Origin of the sequence: Microbacterium sp. JZ31, from assembly GCF_016805985.1 — a bacterium.
In the GTDB taxonomy this organism is placed as follows: Bacteria; Actinomycetota; Actinomycetes; order Actinomycetales; family Microbacteriaceae; genus Microbacterium.
Window position 1 is genome coordinate 2,560,696 of sequence record NZ_CP017661.1, and the last position, 19,255, is coordinate 2,579,950.

Consider the following 19,255-nt stretch of genomic DNA (forward strand, 5'->3'; position numbering starts at 1 on the left):
TTCGATAGATTCATCCTGTTCTTCGATGAAGGAGGCCCCATGGGCAAGTACGTCGTCCTGGCGCTGCAGATCGTGATCGCGCTCTCGCTCGCCGGCTCGCTCGTCGTGCAGACCGTGATCCTGCCCCTGCTGTGGATCGATCTCGAGGGCGAGGTGCTGTGGGGGCGGATCGCCCTGATCACGATCGCGGCGCTGTGGATCCTGGGCCTGCAGGTCTGCGCTGTGTGCATCTGGCGGCTGCTGGCGATGGTGCGCCGCGGATCCGTCTTCTCCCCCGCCGCGTTCCGCTGGGTCGACGTGATCATCGGCGCGATCGCGTTCGACGCGGTGGTCACGTTCGCACTGGCGGTGCTGCTCGCGATCGGGCCCACCGCGCCGGGCGTGGTCGCGCTCGTGTGCGGGGCCTCGCTCGTGACGGCGGGTGTGGCGCTGCTCGTCGTCGTGATGCGGCGGCTGCTGCAGCAGGCGATGGACCGTGAGACCGAGGCGCGCACGCTGCGATCCGAGCTGGACGAGGTCATCTGATGGCGATCATCGTGGACGTCGACGTGATGCTCGCGCGGCGCAAGATGGCGGTCGGCACGCTCGCCGAGCGCGTGGGCATCACGCCCGCGAACCTCGCCGTGCTGAAGAACGGGCGCGCCAAGGCCGTCCGCTTCACGACGCTGGATGCGATCTGCCGCGTGCTGGAGTGCCAGCCGGGCGACGTGCTGCGCTGGGAGCCCGACGCCGCGCCCGAGGCCGGCGCGGCGGAGGCCGGCGCGACGACCGCGTGACGCCCGCGCTCACCCGGGCGTGAGGCCCCGCTGCGAGCCGGGGCGAGCGGAGCGGGGCATCCGTCACGGCCCGTTCCGCCTCACGCGTGTCGCGCGTTGTCAACCCACATTGCCCATCCAGCGGGTGTCCGTACCGTGGTGACATGACCGGAAGCGAACCCGAATCGCCCACGGCCGCGATGCTGGACGGGCGTTACCGCCTTCTCGAATGCGTCGGGAAGGGCGGCATGTCGCGCGTGCACCGCGCCGAGGACACGGCCCTCGGCCGGATCGTCGCGATCAAGCTGATGGCCGACATGGGAGACGAGGACGCGGCCCGCGCCCGCGGCGAGGTGGCGGTGCTGGCCTCGCTCAGCCACCCCGCCCTCGTGACCCTGTTCGATGCCCACATCGGCGCGGGCCAGGACTACCTCGTGATGGAGTTCGTCGACGGCCCGACGCTGTCGCAGCTGCTGCGCGAGGGGCCGCTGCCCGCTGCGGAGACCGCGGCGCTGGCGACCGAGCTCGCCGAGGCCTTGCACGCCGTCCACCGCGCGGGCATCGTGCATCGGGACGTCAAGCCGTCGAACGTGCTGCTGGCCTCGACCGATGTCCCGGGCCGGCGCTTCCACGCGAAGCTCGCGGACTTCGGCATCGCGTATCTGCTGAGCAGCGACCGGATGACCTCCCCCGGCATGGTGATGGGCACGGCCGCCTACCTCGCTCCCGAGCAGGCCCGCGGCGCCACCCCGACGCCCGCGACGGACGTCTACGCGCTCGGACTGATCCTGCTCGAGGCGCTGACCGGCGAGCCGGCCTTCCCCCGCACCACGCCGGTCGCGAGCGCCGTCGTGCGTCAGACGACGCGCCCCGAGATCCCCGCGTCCGTGCCCGCCGGCTGGGCGTCGCTCATCGAGCGGATGACCGCACCGGACCCGGCCGACCGCCCGTCCGCCGGCGAGGTGGCCAGCGAGACCGCGAGGCTCGCGAACGCGCCGCGGGCTCCGCACGACGCCGACGCGACGATGCCGCTCGCCGCGGCAGGCCTGGGCGCCGCGGCCGGCGCGGGGGTGCCGGGCGCCGCGGCCGCCGGTGCGGGCGTCGCGGCGGCAGCGGCCGCGGCGGATGCGCCCACCGCGGCGATTCCGGCGACGGGTGCCATGCCCGCCACGGAGGCCATGCCTGCGAGCGCCGCGATGCCGGCGACGGCCGGGATGCCGGCGAGCGCCGGCGCCGCTCCCGCGGCCGCGGGTGCCGCTGCCGCAGCACCTCGACGGAATCGGCGCCGCCCCGCCCTGATCGCAACGGGCGCCGCCGCGGCCGCGGCGGCCATCGGGCTCGGCGCGTGGGCGCTGAGCAACGTCGACACCGCCACGGAGGACCCCTCGCGCGGCGTCGCGCCGGTCGTCCAGACCGAGAGCCCCGAGACCACCTCGCCGCCCTCGCAGCAGCCGGCCGAGGTGCCCGTGCCCGCGACGGATGACGACGGCACCACCGAAGAGGATCAGCGCAAGGCCGAGGAGGAGCAGCGCAAGGCCGAGGAGGAGCAGCGCAAGGCGGAGGAAGACAAGCGCAAGGCCGAGGAGAAGGCCGCCGAGGAGCAGCGCAAGGCCGAGGAGAAGGCCGCCGAGGAGCAGCGCAAGGCCGAGGAGAAGGCGGCCGAAGAGGCCGAGGAGCAGGCCGAGGAGGACGCGGAGGAGCAGCCGCTGCCGAGCGAGGAGCCCGCACCGCCGCCCGTCACGGAGCAGCCGCCTGCCACGGAGGCCCCGGCCTCGTAGTCACTCGAGCGGGCCCCCGGCGCTGCCTGCTTACTGCGGCGGTCCCATCTCCTCGGTGACGTCGTCGATCTTCTGGTCGAGCGGCTCATCCGCGTCGTCGCCGTCGGCGGGAAGCGATCCCGTCGGACGGTCGACGGGCGGCTCGCCTTCCGCGTTCGCCGGGCCGGGCAGCCCGCCCGGATCCGCGACACCGTGCTCTGCGGCGAGACGGTTCGCCTCCTCGGCTTTCTCGATCGTCTGGTCGTCGGCCGGATTCTGCCCCTGCGAGGCCATGCTGTCGCTCATGACTCGAGCATCCGCTCGCCGCCCTGGCGGCACCAGGGGCTTGCGCGCTCGTCGCCCCTGCGCCGGCGATGTCCGCCGTCTCGCATAGCCTCCTCCTTCGTGGGGAGCACGAAGGTCAGCGAGCAGATGCTCGAGATCGTCGTCTCGAACATCGCGCCGTGCACGCTGCCCGCCGCCGCGTACGGCCCGCAGCCGATCGAATGGCACAACGATCCGGCGCCCGTGTGGGCGTGGGTCTCATGGCCCCATCGCGCGACGGAGCGCCTCGAGGCCTTCGCCCGGGGATGGAACGACCGCGTCGTGATCGTCGAATGGACCGCCGACCGCGGCACGCTCAGCACGGTCGTCTGGCGCAACGCCGTGACGCGGCGCGAGGAGGATTTCGACGCGACCGAGCGGCGAGCGCTCACTTCGTCAGTTCACGCTGCCACGGCAGGTCGGCCCCCGCGCGCGAGACCGTGATCGCCGCGGCACGCGCCGCCTCGCGGCCGATGCGCTGCAGCGCGGCCGCATCCAGATCCGCACTGCCCGCGTCGAGCACCGAGTGGACCAGCGAGGCCATGAAGGTGTCGCCGGCGCCGATGGTGTCGACGGCATCGACGGCGACCCCCGGCACGCGCACCGTGTGCGCCTGCGTGGCGAGCACCGCGCCGCGGGCCCCGAGCGTCACCGCGACGAGCCGCGGCCCGAGGGCGAGCAGAGATGCGATCAGCCGATCCTCGTCGACGTCCGGGTACAGCCAGCGGGCATCCTCGTCGCTCAGCTTCATGACGGTCGCGAGCGCGGCGGTCTCCTCGAACATCCGCACCGCCGTTCCATGCTCGGGCAGCAGCGCCGGCCGGATGTTGGGGTCGAACGTCAATTCGGCGGCGCCGAGCTCACGCATCGCCGCGCGGACGACGGTGGCGCCGGGTTCGACGAAGGCCGCGATCGATCCGGTGTGGACCAGCCGCGGCCGGATGCCCCGCGCGATCGGCTCGGGCTCCCACCGCACATCGAAGCGGTACGCGGCCTGGCCGTCGTCGGCGATGTCGGCCGTGGCCGTGGACGTCGCCGCGGCGCTGAAGGACTCCGGCAGGATCTGCACGCCGGACGCCTCCAGATGCCGGCGGACCAGCCCGCCCCGCTCATCCGGTCCGAGTTGCGTGTGCAGCGCGACCGCGACGCCCCGGCGTCCCAGCCCGAGCGCGACGTTGGCGGGGCTGCCCCCGACATGCTCGGCGACCGCGCCGTCGCGATGCACGACGTCGACGAGCGCCTCGCCGACGACCAGGACGTCCGGATTCCGCATGTCCTCAGCGTAGAGGCGCACGCGACCCGGCCAGAGGTGCGCCGTGTGCACCGATGGCGCGCCGCCGCCGTGCCGAAGCCGCACCGATGCGCGACCGCCGCCACGCCGGGCCTGCTCGGATCAGCGCCAGCTGGTGAGTTTGTCGGGATTGCGCACGAGCCAGACGTCCGACACCCTCTCGCCACGCACTCCGAGCACGATCACGGTGTCGACCACGCCGTCCTCGCTGACGACGAATCCCAGGCCGTCGGCGGTCGCGATGGGCGACACCCGCACATGCGGGCGCTGTGTGAGCACGCCCAGGATGAAGCGCGCGACATTGGCGGCTCCGAGAACCGGGCGGCGCGCGGCGCTGACCTTGCCGCCGCCGTCCGAGGTCAGCGTCACATCCGGATCCAGAACCGCGACCAAGGCGTCGAAGTCACCGGTCCCCGTGGCCGCTGCGAAGGCGGCGGCCACCTCGTCGTGGCGCTCACGCGGCGCCGCGTCATCCGTGCGTGCGCGCACCTTGCGGCGCGCGGACGACGCCAGCTGCCGTGTCGCCTCCACCGATCGACCGACCGTGTCGGCGATCTGCGCGAAGGGCAGCTCGAACACGTCGTGCAGCACGAAGGCGACGCGCTCGGCGGGCGTGAGCGTGTGCAGCACGACCTGCAGCGCCATGCTCACTGAGTCGTCCAGCGTGACGCGGTCGAGCGGATCGCCGGCGTGCCCCGCCGGCATGCCGACGGGGACGGGCTCGGGAAGCCATGGCCCGACATAGGTCTCGCGACGGACCCGGGCGGATCCGAGCATGTCCAGGCAGATCCGCGAGGTGACGCGCATCATCCACGCTCCCGGATTGTCGATTCGGGCGCGCTGGTCGGCTCCGAGCCGCACCCAGCGCAGGAACGCGTCCTGCACGGCGTCGTCGGCGTCGCTGAGGTTGCCGAGCATGCGGTAGGCGAGGCCGCGCAACGCGGGGCGCTCCGACTCGAGCGTCGCGGTCACACCGTCATCCGGCATCCGTGGTCTCCGTTCTCGTGCGTTCCCTGCGCGACCCGTTCCGTCGGAGCGTCGTCGCTCACAGCTTCGCGGATCTCGGCGCCGGGTGCGTCATCCGCGCGACCGCCCTCTGCGAGGGTGGATCCCGATCCGCCTTCCTCGACACGACGAGATGAGGGCGCGAGATGTGAGCCTCACATTCCGCGGTGCCGCGTCGTCGAGATGTCGGAGGCCGGTTCGGCATCCAGGACGAAAGGGACGGACATGAGGGTTGCGATCGCAGGGGGCACGGGCCTGATGGGCACACTGGTCGCCGACGAGGTCGAACGGCGAGGCCACGAGACGGTCATCCTCGCGCGATCGCGGGGCATCGACCTGACCACGGGCACCGGGCTCGACGACGCCTTGGGCGGCGCGGATGTCGTGGTCGACGTCAGCAACGTGAGCACGCTGAAGGCCGACGTCTCCACGCGGTTCTTCGAGGGCACCACCCGGACGCTGCTGGCCGCCGAGGAGCGCGCCGGCGTCGAGCGACACGTCGCCCTCTCGATCGTCGGGGTCGACCGCGCGCCGTACGACTACTACGCGGGCAAGCGGGCGCAGGAGGTGGCCATCGAGGCGGGCTCCGTGCCGTGGACCATCCTGCGGGCGACGCAGTTCCACGAGTTCGCGGGGCAGATCCACGCGACCGCCAAGGCCGGCCCCCTGCACCTCGCGCCGAAGATGCGCACGCAGCCGGTCGCCGCACGCGAGGTGGCCTCTCGCCTCGTCGATCTCGCCGAGGCGCCCGCCCGCGGCGGATACCTCGAACTCGCCGGGCCGCGCGAGGAGTCGCTCGTGGACATGGTGCGCCGTTGGGCGCGTGCGTCCGGACACCGCGGATGGATCCCCGGCGTCGCTCTGCCCGGCCGTTTCGGGAAGGCGCAGCGCGACGGCACTCTGCTGCCCGGCGACGGCGCCGAGATCGGAACCGAGACGTTCACCGCCTGGCTGCAGCGCACGACCGGCCGGGAGGCGCCGCGCCGGGACGCGAGAGTCAGGGAAGGATGACGAGCAGCACCGGTGCCGCGACGATTGCGTAGAGGATGCCGAGGAACACCGTGTGCGTGACGACGAACCCGGCGGCCGCCGGCCCGTTGCCCCGCTCGGCGAAGTGCCCGAACAGCTTCCGCGCGAACCTGTTCGGGCGGAGGAGATCCCAGCTGTTGAAGCGGATGTAGCGGCCGAGGTACATGCCGAGGGACACGAGCAGGAGCGTCGCCCCCGCGGCGATCCACGACGTCGGGCTCACCAGCGGGTGGGCGGCATTCGGGCGCGCGATCACGACGGTCAGCAGCTGCACGAGCGCCACGTTCGCGAGCGTGTTCAGCACGCCGGACATCGCCAGCGTCAGCACGAGGATGATGTCGTACCAGAGCGGAACGTCCTCCCCCGTGCGGCGGTGAGAGAGATTGAGCTCGGTGACGAGGTAGGCGGAGTTCGGCAGCAGCAGGAGCCAGGTCGCTGCACCGACCAGCATCACGGCCCAGAGCGCGACGGTGGAGGGGAAGAACTCCACGATCGCCAGCAGCAGCACGACGACGAGCGTCAGCGTCACGGCGGGGGCCACCGACAGCGCGATGTTCAGGAGCATCGGGCGGTACACGCGCGTGCGGAACAGCGGTCCCCGCATCAGGACGAGGAGCAGCGCATAGGCGTTCAGAACCAGCAGGCCGAGAGCGGGCAGCAGCAGCGCGTTCACACGGCCATTGTCGTCTGCGGGGCGCGGGTCCCACGGCGCTCGACGCGCCGCTCTGCCGGTCTTTTCTGGTGCCGGCTACCGGGTTCGAACCGATGACCCCCTGTTTACAAGACAGGTGCTCTACCAACTGAGCTAAGCCGGCGACGCCGCCGGAGATCCGGCGACCGAGTCGAGCATACCGACCCGGGTCAGCTCCCCGAGGGCGAGGGCGTCGGCTCCGGCGTGGCGGTCTCGAGGTACGCCTCGCTGTCGACGGCGAGCAGGAAGGCCGCGAACTCCTCCGGCGCATCGAGCGCGCCGACGTACGGCTCGCCGTTGACCAGGATCATGGGAGCGCCCGAAAGGGTGAGATCGTCGGTGCCCGGAAGCGGGCCGTTCAGCGCGCGCTCGGTGGCCTCGCGGGCCCACGCGAAGTAGTCCTCGTTCTCGATGCACGCGCGCACGGCCTTGGTGTCGTCCGCACCCGTCGCGATCGCGAGATTCGCGAGCTCCGAGTCGCTGAAACCGTCGCTGTCGACCGTGGGCTGGTTCGTGAGCAGCTCGTGGTTGAACGCCGCGAACGCCTCGGGGGCGTGCTCCACGACGCACGCCGCCGCGCCGGCGGCACGCTGCGAGTACTTGGTGCCGGCGGACTTCGAGGTCAGCAGCGCCACCGGGTGGTAGACGACCTCGACCGCGCCCTGCTCGACCCACTCGCTGAGCTGCGAGGCGTTCACACGCTGGAAGTCGCCGGCCGCCTGCGAGAGGTAGTCGACGTACACGTGGATCTGGATGGGCCCCACGCCCGGGGTCTCCGACGGCGCGGGCGTCTTCGGCGCCGGCGTCTCGGTGGGAGCGGCGGTGCCGGTCGCATCGGGCTGCATCGCCTCGTCGACCACGACGCCGTCGTCCTCGAGACCGCTCGGGTTGAGGGTCGGCTCGGACACGGCGGGCACGACGATGCTGGTCACGGCGTACGCGATGCCCGCGACGGCGGCGAGCGCCAGCAGCACGAGCGCGGATCGGCGCAGCACACGGTTGCGCGACTGGCGCGCCTTGACCTTCTGAGCCTTCTCGCGCACCGCCTCGCGACGGCCCCGCGCGTCGGGCGTCTGGCCCGTCTCGTCGCTCGACATGCAACCTCTCGGAACGTGGATCCTCGGCCGCGAACAACGGCCACAACGTCCTCGATGCTAGCCATGGCTGCTGAGAGAAACCCAGACAGGACGGCCATCTCGACGCCACGACGGTCTGCGACACGCCCGGGTCACCGCCGCCGTGCGTCGGCGTGCCATACTGATCCCGACCCAAAGGCGGGTCGGCGGCGGCTCACCCCGTCGTTCCATTCACTACGGATCGTCCGGCACGTACCTGCCGGTGAAGGAGAAGGTCATGGCATCCGTCACCTTTGACAGCGCCACCCGCGTCTACCCCGGCGGCACCCGCCCCGCGGTCGACTCCCTCGACCTCGAGATCGGCGACGGCGAGTTCCTCGTCCTGGTCGGCCCCTCGGGTTGCGGAAAGTCCACGTCGCTCCGCATGCTCGCGGGCCTCGAAGAGGTCAACGACGGCCGGATCATGATCGGCGACCGCGACGTCACCGACGTGCCGCCGAAGGACCGCGACATCGCGATGGTGTTCCAGAACTACGCGCTGTACCCCCACATGACCGTGGCCGAGAACATGGGCTTCGCGCTCAAGATCGCCGGTGTCAGCAAGGACGAGCGCGCCAAGCGCGTGCAGGAGGCGGCCAAGCTGCTCGACCTCGAGCCCTACCTGAACCGCAAGCCGAAGGCGCTCTCGGGTGGTCAGCGTCAGCGCGTCGCGATGGGCCGCGCCATCGTCCGCGAGCCGCAGGTGTTCCTCATGGACGAGCCGCTGTCGAACCTCGACGCCAAGCTGCGCGTCCAGACCCGCACGCAGATCGCGTCGCTGCAGCGCCGCCTCGGCGTCACGACCGTGTACGTCACGCACGACCAGACCGAGGCCCTGACGATGGGCGACCGGATCGCCGTGCTGAAGGACGGCATCCTGCAGCAGGTCGGCACGCCGCGCGACCTGTACGAGAAGCCGAACAACGTGTTCGTCGCCGGCTTCATCGGCTCGCCGGCCATGAACCTGTTCCCGGCCGACGTGGTCGAGGGCGGCATCCGGTTCGGCACGAAGACCGTCCCGGTCGGCTCGAGCGCGCTCGGCCGCGCCCACGGCTCCGAGGTCACGATCGGCGTCCGCCCCGAGGACATCATCGTCGCCCCCGCCGACGGCGAGGGCCTGAAGGTCGTCGTCGACCTGGTCGAGGAGCTCGGCGCCGACGGCTACCTGTACGGTCACTCGGAGATCGAGGGCAAGCGCACCGACATCGTCGCCCGCGTCGACGGCCGCATGCACCCGAACGCCGGCGAGACCATCACGCTCGCGCCCGTGCCGGACCACGTGCACGTGTTCGACCTGGAGACGGGCGAGCGCCTGACGGGCGCCGTCGCCTCCTAAGCACCACCGGCAGCGGCGCGGGCGGATCCTCGGGATCGGTCCGCGCCGCTGCTCTTTTCCCGAAAGGCAAGCAGAGAGTGCCCGACTCCCTCCGCATCACCGCGACCGAGATCGACCCGCAGCTGCTGACCCTGCCGTGGTCGACCCGGCTCGAGGACTGGCCCGCCCGGCACATCGTCAAGCTGCCGAAGGGCATCTCGCGCCACGTGGTGCGCTTCAGCGAGCTGTCGGGTCAGGCCGTCGCGGTCAAGGAGACGACGGCCGAGATGGCGCAGCGCGAGTACGACATGCTCGGCTCGCTCGCGAGGCTCGACGTTCCGTGCGTGCGCCGCGTGGCGGTGATCTCGCAGCGGCGGACGACGGACGGCGCTCCCCTGCCCGCGGCGCTCGTCACCGCGCACCTGAAGTTCTCGATGCCGTACCGCGCGCTGTTCACGCACGCGCTGCGTCCGGACACCGCGACGCGCCTCGTCGACGCGCTCGCGCTGCTGCTCGTGCGCCTGCACAACGTCGGCTTCTACTGGGGCGACGTGTCGCTGTCCAACACCCTCTTCCGTCGCGATGCGGGCGCGTTCGCGGCGTACCTCGTCGACGCCGAGACCGGCGAGCTGCACGAAGACGGCCTGAGCCTCGGCCAGCGCGAGCACGATCTCGACCTCGCGCGCACGAACATCGCGGGCGAGATCCTGGACCTCGCCGCGAGCGGCCGCCTGGAGGGCGGCGTGGATCCGGTGAGCATCGCGGACGGGATCGTGTCGGCGTATCGCGCCCTGTGGAGCGCCATCCACGACGAGCAGACGTTCTCCGTGAGCGAGTCGTGGCGGATCACCGAGCGCGTGCGGCACCTCAACGAGCTCGGGTTCGACATCGGCGAGATGTCGATCGAGACCGCGGCGGGCGGCACGCGCGTGTCGATCCAGCCGAAGGTCGTCGATGCCGGCCACCACACGCGCCGCCTCATCCGGCTCACCGGCCTGGACGTCGAGGAGAACCAGGCCCGGCGCCTGCTGAACGACCTGGACGAGTTCCGGCTGCGATCAGGACGCCCCGAGGAGGAAGAGGAGCTCGCGGCGCACGAATGGCTGACGCAGGCGTTCGAGCCGGTCGTGCGCGCGATCCCGATCGAGCTGCGCGGCAAGCTCGAGCCCGCCGAGGTCTACCACCAGGTGCTCGAGCACCGCTGGTTCCTGCAGGAGCAGCGCGAGGCGTCCGTGCCGGTGGCAGAGGTGCTGACCAGCTACATCCGGGACGTGCTGCGGCACCGGCGCGACGAGGCGACGATCATGGGGCCGCTCACCGAGACGATCACCGGGCCGGGCGGCGCCGTCACGGGAGCGGTCGACTGGCGCGACCTCGTCTGAGACCGCCGCGGGCGGGGATGCCTCAGTAGCCGACCGTGAAGCGCGCCCGGCGGTGCTGAGGCGTCTCGATCTCGTCCACCACGGCGATCGCGAGGTCGGCGCCGGAGACGTACGAGCGGCCGTCGTCGTCCGACACCAGCACGTCGCCGCCGGTGCGGTAGCTGCCGGTGCGCTCGCCCGGCGCGAAGGCGCCGAACTCGACGGCCGGGTGCACGAAGAACCAGTCGACCGACGCGGGCGTCCGGGTGAGGTCCTCGAGCACGCCGGTCATCTCGGACGCCTCCGGCTTGAACGCCTCGGGGAACTGACCCGCGTCGATCAGGCGCGGTCCGCCCTCCGCCACGAGACTGCCGCCCGCGCCCCCGATCACGCCGAGGCGCACCCCCTCGGGCAGCTCGGCCACGAGCTCGGCGATGGCCGCGCGCACCAGGCCCGCCATGTCGCCGCGCGGCGCCACGGCGACGACGATCGCCTGCACGCCCTCGAGCTCCGCGAGCAGTCCCGGGACGTCGAGCAGCGAGCCCTCGAGGTACGTGGCGCCGGGCACGCGCTCGGTCGGCACCTTGCGGGCGATCGAGACGACCGTGTGACCGCGCTCGGCGGCCTCCTGCACGATGTGGCCGCCGGCGTAGCCGGTGCCCCCGATGACGGCGATGCGGGCCATTGTGTTGCCTCCTCGGTGCCTTACTGCTGCGCGGGACCGGCCGCGCGGACGGTCGCGATCTGGTACAGCGCGACGGATGCCGCGATGCCGGCGTTCAGGGACTCGGTCGCGGACGAGATCGGGATCGACACGATCTGATCGCACGTCTCGGTGACCAGGCGGGAGAGCCCCTTGCCCTCGCTGCCGACGACGATCACGACGGGGCGGTCGGCGAGCTCGAGCGCGGGCAGCGACACGTCGCCGCCGCCGTCGAGACCGAGCACGAACACGCCCTGCTTCTTGAAGTCCTTCAGCATCGCCGTGAGGTTGGTGGCCATGGCGACGGGGATGCGTGCGGCGGCCCCGGCGCTGGTCTTCCATGCGCCGGAGTTCATGCCGGCCGAGCGCCGCTGCGGGATGATCACGGCCTGGCCGCCGAACGCAGCCGTGGAGCGGACGATCGCGCCGAGGTTGCGGGAGTCGGTGACGCCGTCGAGCGCGACGAACAGCGGCGTCTGGCCCTTGCCGATCACCTCTTCGAGCAGATCCTGCGGGTGGGCGTACTCGTACGGCGGCACCTTGAGCGCGACGCCCTGGTGCACGCCGTCGAAGCCTGCCATGCGGTCGAGCTCGGGTCGCGTGACCTCGAGCATCGGGATCTCGCGGTTCTTGGCGATCGCGAGCATCTCCTTCACGCGGTCGTCCATCTCCACGCGCTGGGCGATGTAGAACGCCGTCGCGGGGATCTTCGCGCGCAGCGCCTCGAGCACCGAGTTGCGTCCGGTGACGAACTCGATGTCGGTGTCGCCCTTGGCGCGCGGGGCCCGGGTGGTGGGCTTGGGGCCCGTGCCGCGCTTCGCCGCGAGCCGCTCCGCCGCCTGCTTGCGCTTGTGGGCGACGTGGTAGACGCGGTCCTCGGCCTTGGGCGTCGGGCCCTTGCCCTCGAGCGCCTTGCGACCGAGGCCGCCCGTGCCCTTCGAGGGGCCCTTCTTCTTTCCGCGGCTCGCGCCGGGACGACCATTAGCCATTGATGCTCCAGACTGTTCCGTCAGCGTTGTCTTCGAGGGTGACGCCCGCCGTCGCGAACAGATCGCGGATCCGGTCGGCCGTCCCCCAGTCCTTGGCGGCGCGCGCCTCGGCGCGCTGCGAGATCAGCTCCTCGATCAGCGCCGACAGCGCCGTCTCGGTCGCCGAGCCCGTCTCCTGTGCGCCGCCCGCCTCGTCGAGACCGAGCACCCGCACCATCGCGGTCACGCCGTCGTACGCGGCCCGCAGGGCGTCGTCGTCCCCCGCGTCGAGCGCGGTGTTGCCGGCCCGCACGGTGTCGTGCAGCACGGCGAGCGCCTGCGGCACCCCGAGGTCGTCGTCCATCGCCGCGGCGAACGCCTCGGGAACGTCGGCGGCACCGGGGACGTCGGTGGCACCGGGCTCGGCGAGCACACGGCGGGCCCGGGTCAGGAAGCCCGTGATGCGTCCGAGCGCCGCCGCGGCCTCGTCGAGGCCGCTCTCGGACACGTCGAGGCTCGAGCGGTAGTGCGCAGCGGCGAGCGCGTACCGCACGACGGACGCGGGTCGCGCCGCCAGCAGATCGGCCGCGAGGGTGAAGTTGCCGAGCGACTTCGACATCTTCTGCCCCTCGACCGTCACGAGCCCGTTATGCATCCAGAACCGCGCGAACGCGTCGCCGGCAGCGGTGGACTGCGCGAGCTCGTTCTCGTGGTGCGGGAAGCGCAGGTCGAGCCCGCCGCCGTGGATGTCGAACTCGGCGCCGAGGTAGCGGCGCGACATGGCCGAGCACTCGATGTGCCAGCCCGGGCGCCCCGCGCCCCAGGGCGACTCCCACGTGGCCGAGGACGGCTCCCCCTCCTTGGCGCCCTTCCAGAGCGCGAAGTCGCGCGGATCGCGCTTGCCGCGCGGATCGGCGTCGGTCGCCGGCTCCATGGCGTCGAGGGACTGGCGCGTGAGCGTGCCGTACTCCGCCCACGAGCGGACGTCGAAATAGACGTCCCCCTCGGCCGCGTACGCGTGCCCGCGCTCGATCAGCCGGGAGATGAGTTCCTGCATCTGCGGGACGGATGCCGTCGCGCGCGGCTCGTACGTCGGCGGCAGGATGCCGATCGCGGCATACGCAGCGGTGAACTCCTGCTCGATCCGGTACGCGAGGGCCCACCACGGCTCCTCGGGCGTGGCCTTCTCGAGCACCTTGTCGTCGATGTCCGTGACGTTGCGCACCAGCGTGACCTGGCCGAAGCGGTGGGCGAGCCAGCGGCGCAGCAGATCGAACGCGAGCGCCCCGCGCAGGTGCCCGATGTGGGGGCCGGACTGGACGGTCGGGCCGCACACGTACATCGACACGTTCCCGGGCACGAGCGGCACGAAGTCGCGCAGCGCCTGCGCGCGGGAGTCGTAGAGGCGGACGGTCACACCCCCAGCCTACGGTCCTGAGGATCGGAAACCCCCGGTGTGACGGCGACCGGGGCACGGCGAGGATGCGATAGGAATGGCTGGTGCTCTCCTCCCGATCCGGTCCCGCCGTCTTCGCCGTGCTGGCGGCGGCCCTGCTGTTCGGCACGACGGGCACGTCGCAGGCGCTCGGCCCGGACGGCACGACGCCCTTCGCGGTCGGAGTGATGCGCCTGATCGTGGGCGGTACGGCCCTTGCCGTCTTCACCGCGATCGCCGCCTGGCTGCGTCGCCGCCGCGCGCCCGCGGCCGCGCCTGCCGCCGCACCGCGGCGACTGACGGTGCGCCCCGTCGTGCTGATGGCGGTGACCGCGCTGTGCCTGTTCGTCTACCAGCCACTGTTCTTCCTCGGCACCTCGACCAACGGCGTCGCCGTCAGCACCGTGATCGCCCTCGGCTCGGCCCCGGTGCTCGCGGGGCTGCTCGAGTGGCTCCTGACCCGCAAGGCACCCGGCATCCTGTGGGGCGCCGCCACCGCGGTCTCAACGCTCGGCGTCGCGCTGCTCGGCTTCGGCGGCAGCGGGGGCGGCTCGGTCGACCCCGCGGGGCTGCTCGGCTCGTTCGGCGCGGGCGCCTCGTTCGCCGTGATCGCCGTCGCGCAGCGACGCCTGCTCGACGCGGGCTGGCATCCCCTGACGGTCGTCGGGGCGATGGGAGGCGGATCGGCCGCGCTCGCGCTCGTCGCCCTGCCGTTCACGGATGTCGGCTGGATCGCCGACCCGCGCGGGGCGCTGATGAGCCTGTGGCTGGGCCTGGCGACCGTGACCGCGGCCTACGCGCTGTTCACGTGGGGCCTCGGCGGCCTCAAGGCCGCGACCGCCGCGACGCTCACGCTCGGCGAGCCGCTCACCGCGAGCGTCCTCGGCATCGTCGTGCTCGGCGAGCGCCTCGCGCCGCTCGCCGCCGTGGGGCTCGTCGTCCTCGGGGCGGGGCTCGCGCTGCTCGCCTGGGGGTCGCGCTCGGCCCGCGAGCCCGCGGTCGACCCCGGGTCGGATCCGCATCCCAAACCGTTCGCCGTGGAGGGCTGACATGACGATCGACATCCGGACCGACGATCTCGCAGGCAGCGCGACGCGCGCGCTCGTCGCGCAGCACCTCGCCGGCATGCACGCGCAGACGCCCGCCGAGAGCGTGCACGCGCTCGACATCGACGCGCTGCGGGATCCCGCGATCACCGTGTGGAGCGCGTGGATCGGCGAAGAGCTCGCGGGCGTCGCGGCGCTCAAGGCGTTGGACGCCGGGCGCGGCGAGCTGAAGTCGTTCCGCACGGCCGACGCATTCCTCGGCCGCGGGGTCGCCCGCGCCCTGCTGCGCCACATCGTCGCGTACGCGCGTGAGCGCGGCCTGACCTCCTTGTGGCTCGAGACGGGCAGCGACGACCCGTTCATCCCGGCCCGCGCGCTGTACCGGAGCGAGGGGTTCGCCGAGTGCGGGCCGTTCGACGGGTATGCCGAGGACCCGCTCTCGACCTTCATGACGCGCGCGCTGTGACGCGGGCACGACGGCGCCCGCCGGGAGGTCCCGGCGGGCGCCGTCGTCCGCGTGTCAGCGCGCGATCCTGACCGAGCCGCTCGTGCGGGTCAGGGTCTCGTAGCCCGGCGCGGATCCGGTGACGCGCACCGTGATGCGGTGCCCCTTGTCGGCCGAGCCGACGCGGTACAGCGCCGCCGTGGCGCCCTTGATCGCCTTGCCGTCGCGCAGCCACTGGTAGGAGACCTCGGCGGGGCGGGGCGACCACACGCCGGGCCACGCGAGCAGCACCTTTCCGGCCTTGGCCCAGCCCCAGATCCGCGGCGTCGGCGCCGAGAAGGTCCCGGCTGCCACCTCGGCGGTCGCCGCCGATGTCTTGGCGACCGTCTCGTAATGGGCCCTGCTTCCCGTGACGGTCACCGAGATCCGGTGCCCCTTGTCGGCGCCGCGGACCACGTACGTCGGCTTGGTCGCGCCCGGGATCCGCTTGCCGTCGCTCAGCCACTGGTACGCCAGCGTCACGGGCGCCGGAGCCCAGGTGCCGGCGTCAGCCGTCAGCTTGCCGCCCACCTTGACGGTGCCGGAGATCGTCGGCGTCGGCGCCTCGGTCAGCGCGCCTTTCGCCACCGACAGCGTGAAGGCGGCGGACGATGCGTTGTGCCCGGCGTCTCCCGCGTACGCGGCCTTCACGGTGTACGTCCCGGGCACCGGAGCGTTCGCCCGGCAGGTCGCGACACCTGCCTCGACCTCGGCCGTGCACAGGACCTTCTCCCCGAGGCGGAACGAGACGGTGCCCGTGGCGCCGGCCGGTGCCACCTTCGCGCTCAGCGTCGCCTCCGTGCCGTAGCGCGCGGTGGCGTTCGCGACCGCGAGCGTCGTGTCGACGGGGGTGGGCTCCGGCGCAGCGACGAGCTGTCCGACGCCCCAGTGGCCGGTGCTCTGGTACCCGCGGCCCGTCGGGTCGGCCCAGTTGCGGATGCCCGTGCGCGCGCCGTCCGTCGCGTCGTTGACCTGGAAGTCCAGGCCGTGGAACGTCCCCTCCCCGCCGTACTCGAGCAGCGAGATGGCGGCCTCGACGACGTAGCCGCCCTCGACCGTGGACGTCCGGGACGTCACGCGCGCCTGCTGATAGGCCTCATCACCGGTGCCGAACGAGACGGCGTTCGCGGCGCTGATGCGGATCTGGGTGTCGTCGTATCGGTACGCGCCGTTCTTGGCGTTGCCCGGGTCGACGTAGATCTCGACCGAGTCCTGGATCCACGGATCCGCGCCCGTGACGTCGATCTGCGCGTCGGTCACCTCGGCGAGGACGTACAGCAACTCGTCCTTCCACAGTGTGCGGACCGTCGCGGTCGCACCGCCGGATCCCTCGACCTGGACGTCCGTGGTGACCGCATTCGCGGCCTCCCAGAGCCCGTCGTCGACCGCGCCGTCGATGGTGGGGGCGCTGGGCGTTCCCACCACCTCGAGGTACGCGAGCGGCTCGACGAGCGTCAGGGTGCCGAGCACGCCGGGCGAGTTCCATGCGCCGCCTCCCGTGACGCGCACGTCGAAGTCGATCGTGTCGCCCTCCGCCGGGTCGTCGAGGGGCAGGTGCGCCGTGAGGCGCACGCCCGCGTCCGTGACATCCGCGTCGACCGGCACATCGCCGCTGCCGTCGCCGCGCACGGTGTACGTCGCCTCGCCCACCTGGAGCACGACCTCCGTCGCGGCATCGCCGCCCGGCACGTCGACGAGCACCGCGAGGGTGCCGGCCTCCCAGCGCGCCTGGAAAGCGCCGCCGCCGTCGAGCTCGTGCAGCGGCAGGCGCTGCCACTCGGGCGAGGCGGGATCGGTCGGCGCCGCGCCGCCGAACACGTCGGCCGCGCGCAGGCGCGCCGGCAGCTCGCCGCCCGCCGCCCCGTAGTACGCGGGCTTGGCCTTCAAATCGTCGTCGAACAGCAGCGGATCGCCGCTCGAGTCGCGCCAGCTGCGCCCATCCGTGAGCCCCCAGACGGTGGCCGAGAACAGGTCGTGCTCGCGGAAGACCGCGAACGCGTCGCGATAGTAGTAGCCCTGCTCCACGAGGAGCGCCTGCGTCACGGGCGTGCCGGTCGTCACGTCGAACTCCGTGACCGCCTGCTGCAGGCCCAGCCCCTCGAAGCGGTCGAGTGCCCCGGCGAGCGCGGACACCGGCATGGCCAGGCTCACGTGGAACTGGTGACCCACGCCGTCGATCGGCACGTCGCGCGCGAGCAGCCGATCCACGAGCGCGGCGTAGCGGCCCTGCTTGCCGTCCTGCTCGGTGTTGTAGTCGTTGATGAACAGCGTCACCGGGCGATCCGAGCCGGCGGCCGCGAACTCGTGGTTGAACGCCTCGTCGGCGTACCGGAACGCGAGGTCGATGTACTCCTCGCCCAGGATGCGGTACCACTCGCTGCGCCGCAGGCCGTCGGCGAACTCGCCGCTGTCGGACACGACCTCGTTCACGACGTCGAAGGCCGTGAGGGGGTTCGTGTCGGACCCGAAGGCGCCGTAGTCGGCGGCGAGCGTCTCGGCCACGGCGAAGATGTGCGTGCGCATGCGCTCGCGCAGCACCTGCTTGGCAGCCTCGTCCGTCCCGAGCGGCAGGCCCGCGTCGTCCTGGAAGAACCAGGCCGGCGTCTGGCTGTGCCACACGAGCACGTGGCCGTACAGGCCGAGGTCGTTGTCCCGCGCGAAGTCCATCAGCGCCGCGGCGTCCGGATGGATCCGGAAGTTCCGCTCCGCGTCGTACCAGGCGTCGGGCTTCATGTGGTTCTCGGGCGTGACCTGGTTGAAGTGGCGTCGCACGAGCTCGGAGGCCGCCCCGGACGTCTCGCGCGCGTCGATCGCGACCCCCACGGGGAAGTCGGTGGTGCCGTGCAATGGCGGGAGGTCCTCGACCACGGCGGGGGCCGGAACCTTCACCACGACGTCGTCGATCAGGAAGTCGCTCGTGTTGGTGCCGTTGTAGTTCGTCTCGAAGTACAGCAGCGCCGATTCGGCGTCGGTCGCGTTGAACTTCGCCGACACCTGAGTCCATCCCGTGCTCGTGATGCCCTCGAACTGCGCGAGCGTCTTGTAGGTCGTGGAGCCGGCGGCGGTCTCGGCCAGGGACAGCCACACCGCGTCGACGGGCTGACCGTCGGCGAAGCGCACGGCCGCCGAGAGCTCGTACGTGACGCCGGACTGCAGCTCGCCGCTCACGTCGTGGCCGATGCCCGACCCCTGGCTCGTGCGCCCGGTGACGATGGCCGCCTGGGCGCCGCCGTGCGTGATGCCGGTCAGCGCCACGGTGGGGGCGCCCGAACCGGAGTCGCGCGGCGCCCAGCCGTCGAGGCCCGACTCGAAGTCGCTGTCGAGGATCACGGTGCCGGGCTCGGGGCCGCCGGAGGGCGGCGTGAGGTCCTCGGTCGTGATCGTGAGGTCGTCGAGCAGGTACGTGTAGGCGGCGACCCCCGGGATGTCGGCCGTGCCGATGTAGAGCTGGTGGGTCTTCGCGGGATCGGTCGGCTCGTACGTCGCGGTGAGCGTCGTCCACTCCGTCGCGGTGACCGTGGCGTTGCCGCCCCACTGATAATCGGGCTTGAGGACGAATCGGGCCTGCGTGTCCGGCGTGCCGTCCGCGAGCTTCACCTTGACCGAGACCGTGTAGCGATTGCCGGCCGTGAAGGCGCCGGCGGGCGACTGGATGCCGGTGAAGTCGTTCGCGCGGTCGCTCACCTGCAGCGCGAGGCCGTTCCCGTCCGGAACGTACGACAGGGTGTCGGCGCCGCCGCCGGACGGGCTCCAGCTGCCGAGGCCGCGGTCGTCGAAGTCGATGGTCTCGACCGCCGGTGTCGCCGCCACGGCGGGCGCCGCCACGGCGCCTCCCGCGACGACGAGTGCGATCGTGCCCGTGAGGGCGCTGAGGGCTGTCAAGAGCCGGAACCTGCGCATGGCGCTCCTTTGCGCTGCGAGAATGTTGCGAAGGCCACCATATTCACCCGGCGGGGGGAATTTCGCAATCGTTTTA

18 protein-coding genes and 1 tRNA gene are annotated in these 19,255 nt (G+C 72.2%); 9 read left to right on the forward strand and 10 right to left on the reverse strand.

Annotated elements, in window-relative coordinates; all coding sequences use genetic code 11:
• Positions 1 to 39: 39 nt before the first annotated feature.
• The 3 genes from BJP60_RS12195 to BJP60_RS12205 all read left to right on the forward strand — a co-directional run bounded on the left by BJP60_RS12195 (position 40) and on the right by BJP60_RS12205 (position 2,533).
• Positions 40 to 525, forward strand: a complete 486-nt coding sequence (locus tag BJP60_RS12195) for a DUF2975 domain-containing protein (protein WP_203136023.1) — start codon at positions 40 to 42, stop codon at positions 523 to 525.
• Complete coding sequence (locus BJP60_RS12200; RefSeq protein WP_203136025.1) at positions 525 to 776, forward strand: helix-turn-helix domain-containing protein; 252 nt, start codon at positions 525 to 527, stop codon at positions 774 to 776. The genes BJP60_RS12195 and BJP60_RS12200 overlap by 1 nt, the downstream gene beginning before the upstream one ends.
• A 143-nt stretch (positions 777 to 919) precedes the next feature.
• Complete coding sequence (locus tag BJP60_RS12205) at positions 920 to 2,533, forward strand: serine/threonine-protein kinase (RefSeq protein ID WP_238439424.1); 1,614 nt, start codon at positions 920 to 922, stop codon at positions 2,531 to 2,533.
• 30 nt (positions 2,534 to 2,563) lie between these two features.
• On the opposite strand, the gene BJP60_RS12210 is transcribed toward BJP60_RS12205, so the two are convergent.
• On the reverse strand, positions 2,564 to 2,818 hold the full coding sequence (locus BJP60_RS12210; protein ID WP_203136026.1) for a hypothetical protein: 255 nt from the start codon (positions 2,816 to 2,818) through the stop codon (positions 2,564 to 2,566).
• A gap of 99 nt (positions 2,819 to 2,917) precedes the next feature.
• Between BJP60_RS12210 and BJP60_RS12215 the strand changes: the two genes are divergently transcribed.
• Complete coding sequence (locus tag BJP60_RS12215) at positions 2,918 to 3,280, forward strand: hypothetical protein (RefSeq protein WP_203136028.1); 363 nt, start codon at positions 2,918 to 2,920, stop codon at positions 3,278 to 3,280.
• On the opposite strand, the gene BJP60_RS12220 is transcribed toward BJP60_RS12215, so the two are convergent.
• Positions 3,225 to 4,109, reverse strand: a complete 885-nt coding sequence (locus BJP60_RS12220; RefSeq protein ID WP_203136030.1) for a carbohydrate kinase family protein — start codon at positions 4,107 to 4,109, stop codon at positions 3,225 to 3,227. The two genes, BJP60_RS12215 and BJP60_RS12220, sit on opposite strands and share 56 nt — an antisense overlap.
• 120 nt (positions 4,110 to 4,229) lie before the next feature.
• Entirely contained in the window at positions 4,230 to 5,114 is an 885-nt protein-coding gene (gene sigJ / locus BJP60_RS12225; protein WP_203136032.1) for an RNA polymerase sigma factor SigJ, read from the reverse strand.
• Positions 5,115 to 5,357: 243 nt separating this feature from the next.
• On the opposite strand from sigJ, the gene BJP60_RS12230 reads away from it, so the two are divergent.
• Positions 5,358 to 6,143, forward strand: a complete 786-nt coding sequence (locus tag BJP60_RS12230) for an SDR family oxidoreductase (protein ID WP_203136034.1) — start codon at positions 5,358 to 5,360, stop codon at positions 6,141 to 6,143.
• On the opposite strand, the gene BJP60_RS12235 is transcribed toward BJP60_RS12230, so the two are convergent.
• The 3 genes from BJP60_RS12235 to BJP60_RS12245 all read right to left on the reverse strand — a co-directional run bounded on the left by BJP60_RS12235 (position 6,130) and on the right by BJP60_RS12245 (position 7,949).
• Complete coding sequence (locus BJP60_RS12235; RefSeq protein ID WP_203136035.1) at positions 6,130 to 6,834, reverse strand: DUF1361 domain-containing protein; 705 nt, start codon at positions 6,832 to 6,834, stop codon at positions 6,130 to 6,132. The two genes, BJP60_RS12230 and BJP60_RS12235, sit on opposite strands and share 14 nt — an antisense overlap.
• 66 nt (positions 6,835 to 6,900) lie before the next feature.
• Positions 6,901 to 6,976, reverse strand: a tRNA-Thr gene (locus tag BJP60_RS12240).
• 46 nt (positions 6,977 to 7,022) lie between these two features.
• Complete coding sequence (locus BJP60_RS12245) at positions 7,023 to 7,949, reverse strand: DsbA family protein (protein ID WP_203136036.1); 927 nt, start codon at positions 7,947 to 7,949, stop codon at positions 7,023 to 7,025.
• A 256-nt stretch (positions 7,950 to 8,205) separates the two neighbouring features.
• Here BJP60_RS12245 and BJP60_RS12250 point away from each other — a divergent pair, with 256 nt between their 5' ends.
• Positions 8,206 to 9,303 (forward strand): ABC transporter ATP-binding protein, encoded by a 1,098-nt coding sequence (locus BJP60_RS12250; protein ID WP_203136037.1) that lies wholly within the window; start codon positions 8,206 to 8,208, stop codon positions 9,301 to 9,303.
• A gap of 77 nt (positions 9,304 to 9,380) precedes the next feature.
• Positions 9,381 to 10,664, forward strand: coding sequence for a DUF4032 domain-containing protein (locus BJP60_RS12255; protein WP_203136038.1), 1,284 nt, complete (start codon positions 9,381 to 9,383; stop codon positions 10,662 to 10,664).
• Between the two features lie 22 nt (positions 10,665 to 10,686).
• Here the strand turns inward: BJP60_RS12255 and BJP60_RS12260 are convergent, their stop codons facing one another.
• Genes BJP60_RS12260 through cysS form a run of 3 tightly spaced genes read right to left on the reverse strand, consistent with a single transcriptional unit; the run spans position 10,687 to position 13,731 of the window.
• Positions 10,687 to 11,328 (reverse strand): NAD(P)-dependent oxidoreductase, encoded by a 642-nt coding sequence (locus BJP60_RS12260; protein ID WP_203136039.1) that lies wholly within the window; start codon positions 11,326 to 11,328, stop codon positions 10,687 to 10,689.
• Positions 11,329 to 11,348: 20 nt separating this feature from the next.
• Positions 11,349 to 12,335 (reverse strand): 23S rRNA (guanosine(2251)-2'-O)-methyltransferase RlmB, encoded by a 987-nt coding sequence (gene rlmB, locus BJP60_RS12265; protein ID WP_203136040.1) that lies wholly within the window; start codon positions 12,333 to 12,335, stop codon positions 11,349 to 11,351.
• Positions 12,328 to 13,731: a cysteine--tRNA ligase gene (gene cysS, locus BJP60_RS12270; RefSeq protein WP_203136041.1), complete on the reverse strand. Its 1,404-nt coding sequence runs from the start codon at positions 13,729 to 13,731 to the stop codon at positions 12,328 to 12,330. The genes rlmB and cysS overlap by 8 nt, the downstream gene beginning before the upstream one ends.
• Before the next feature lie 83 nt (positions 13,732 to 13,814).
• Between cysS and BJP60_RS12275 the strand changes: the two genes are divergently transcribed.
• Together BJP60_RS12275 and BJP60_RS12280 are read left to right on the forward strand one after the other, a co-directional pair.
• Positions 13,815 to 14,798: a DMT family transporter gene (locus tag BJP60_RS12275; RefSeq protein ID WP_203136042.1), complete on the forward strand. Its 984-nt coding sequence runs from the start codon at positions 13,815 to 13,817 to the stop codon at positions 14,796 to 14,798.
• A gap of 1 nt (position 14,799) precedes the next feature.
• The gene (locus BJP60_RS12280) at positions 14,800 to 15,261 is read left to right on the forward strand and encodes a GNAT family N-acetyltransferase (protein ID WP_203136045.1); all 462 of its coding nucleotides are present in this window, start codon (positions 14,800 to 14,802) and stop codon (positions 15,259 to 15,261) included.
• Positions 15,262 to 15,315: 54 nt separating this feature from the next.
• Here BJP60_RS12280 and BJP60_RS12285 read toward each other — a convergent pair whose 3' ends face one another.
• A complete protein-coding gene (locus BJP60_RS12285) occupies positions 15,316 to 19,179 on the reverse strand; it encodes an endo-1,4-beta-xylanase (protein ID WP_203136046.1) in 3,864 nt (1,287 codons plus the stop codon).
• Between the last annotated feature and the right edge of the window lie 76 nt (positions 19,180 to 19,255).